This is a genomic window from Pontibacterium sp., from assembly GCF_041587635.1.
In the GTDB taxonomy this organism is placed as follows: Bacteria; Pseudomonadota; Gammaproteobacteria; order Pseudomonadales; family Balneatricaceae; genus Pontibacterium.
The window spans coordinates 1-1,605 of record NZ_JBFGYC010000711.1 but is presented as its reverse complement, the minus strand read 5'-3'; the positions used below and the strand labels follow the sequence as shown (position 1 = coordinate 1,605).

Here is a 1,605-nt window from a genome sequence, read left to right as displayed (position 1 = left end):
TACCCCCACCATGCACTGATCGCTGCAATACCCTGCGCACCGGCATCCCATGCCTGTGGCAGGGTGCCATCTTCCATCCCGCCCAACGCATAGACCGGCAGAGTGACCTCTGAAACTAAACGCTGAAACATATCCCAGCCCATTGGAGGCGTATCAGGATGCGAGCGGGTCGCTGCCACTGGCGACAGCGTGACATAATCCAAGTCCAATGCCTGTGCCTTAGCCAACTCTTCTTCACAATGACATGAAGCACTCAGCCAGCGTCCGCCGAACTGATCCCGAGACTCCAGAGCCAACAAGCGTGCACTGCTCAGATGCAAAGCATCCGCTTTAAGCTCGTTTGCCAGCTCAACCGAACTGTTCAGCGTCAGAAATACGCCACGATCCTGGCAGGTGTTCTGAAACTGAGCAGCAAGCTGCAAAAAATCAGAATCAGTGAGCTGTTTTGCACGCAACATCACACCTTCCGCACCCCGCTTGATGCCCTGCTCCAGCTTTTCCAGATATTCAGCTGGAGTGACTGCCGCACCAGTAATCATCAACCGTGACGGCAACAAGGCTGCCGCGACAATCGGCGTATTCGCTGCGGGAAATGGGTAGTCGACCAAGGCTGAACGATCAACCCACTCAACCGGCTGGCCTTCACGACCGTATGGCGCGCCCTCAAAGGCATCTACCTCATACACATCCAGCAACACAGATTTGTCCGGATAATGATGCGGTATCTGAATTAACGGACGCGCAGCGTTGATCTGAATACCTAACTCTTCATCCAGTTCACGCGCCAGTGCATCCACGACCGGTTCATTCGGCTCGACTTTTCCACCGGGGAACTCCCAGAGGCCGCCCTGATGTTTATCCACAGGACGGCGCGCCAGCAGTATCTGCCGTTGCGAATTCAGAATGACAGCAGCGGCAACGTGAATCAGCTTGGTCATATCAGGAGCGGTAATCGGCGTTGATGCTGACATATTCCTGGGACAGATCTGTTGTCCAGACAGTCTCCACAACGTCACCACGGTTCAGTACCACACGGATACCAATCTCTTCCTGATCCATCACCGCCTGCCCCGCTTCTTCGGTATAACTTGCCGCACGGCCACCGTTTTCAACGATACACACATCGCCCAGATAGATCTGCAAGGCATCCAGATTCAGGTTTTCTACACCGGCACGTCCAACGACCGCCAGAATACGTCCCCAGTTAGGGTCAGACGCATACAGTGCGGTTTTCACCAACGGGGAGTGAGCGATGTCATAAGCAACCGCCAGCGCTTCCTGCTGACTCGCAGCGCTATCCACCTGGATTGTAACGAACTTAGTTGCGCCTTCTCCGTCACGCACAATGGCATGAGCCAGATCGCGCATGACACGGTTCAATACCTCAGTAAACTGAGCCAGAAGCTCCGCGTTTTCAGCATCAACCTTCACACCCGATGCACCGGTTGCAACCAGAATGCAGGAATCGTTAGTCGACGTATCACTGTCCACGGTGATGCGGTTAAAAGACTGATCCGTCGATGCTGTCAGTAAAGACTGCAGCAACACCTGATCAACTTCAGCATCGGTGGCAACGTAGCCCAACATGGTCGCCATGTTCGGCAT

2 protein-coding genes are annotated in these 1,605 nt (G+C 54.4%); both read right to left on the bottom strand.

The annotated features are described in order from the left end of the window. Positions 1–971, bottom strand: a 971-nt coding sequence (locus ABYW01_RS21040) for a Nudix family hydrolase (protein WP_372836526.1), incomplete at its 3' end; no start/stop codon positions are given. Then, positions 940–1,605, bottom strand: a 666-nt coding sequence (locus tag ABYW01_RS21035; RefSeq protein WP_372836524.1) for a bifunctional ornithine acetyltransferase/N-acetylglutamate synthase, incomplete at its 5' end; no start/stop codon positions are given. The genes ABYW01_RS21040 and ABYW01_RS21035, both read right to left, overlap by 32 nt.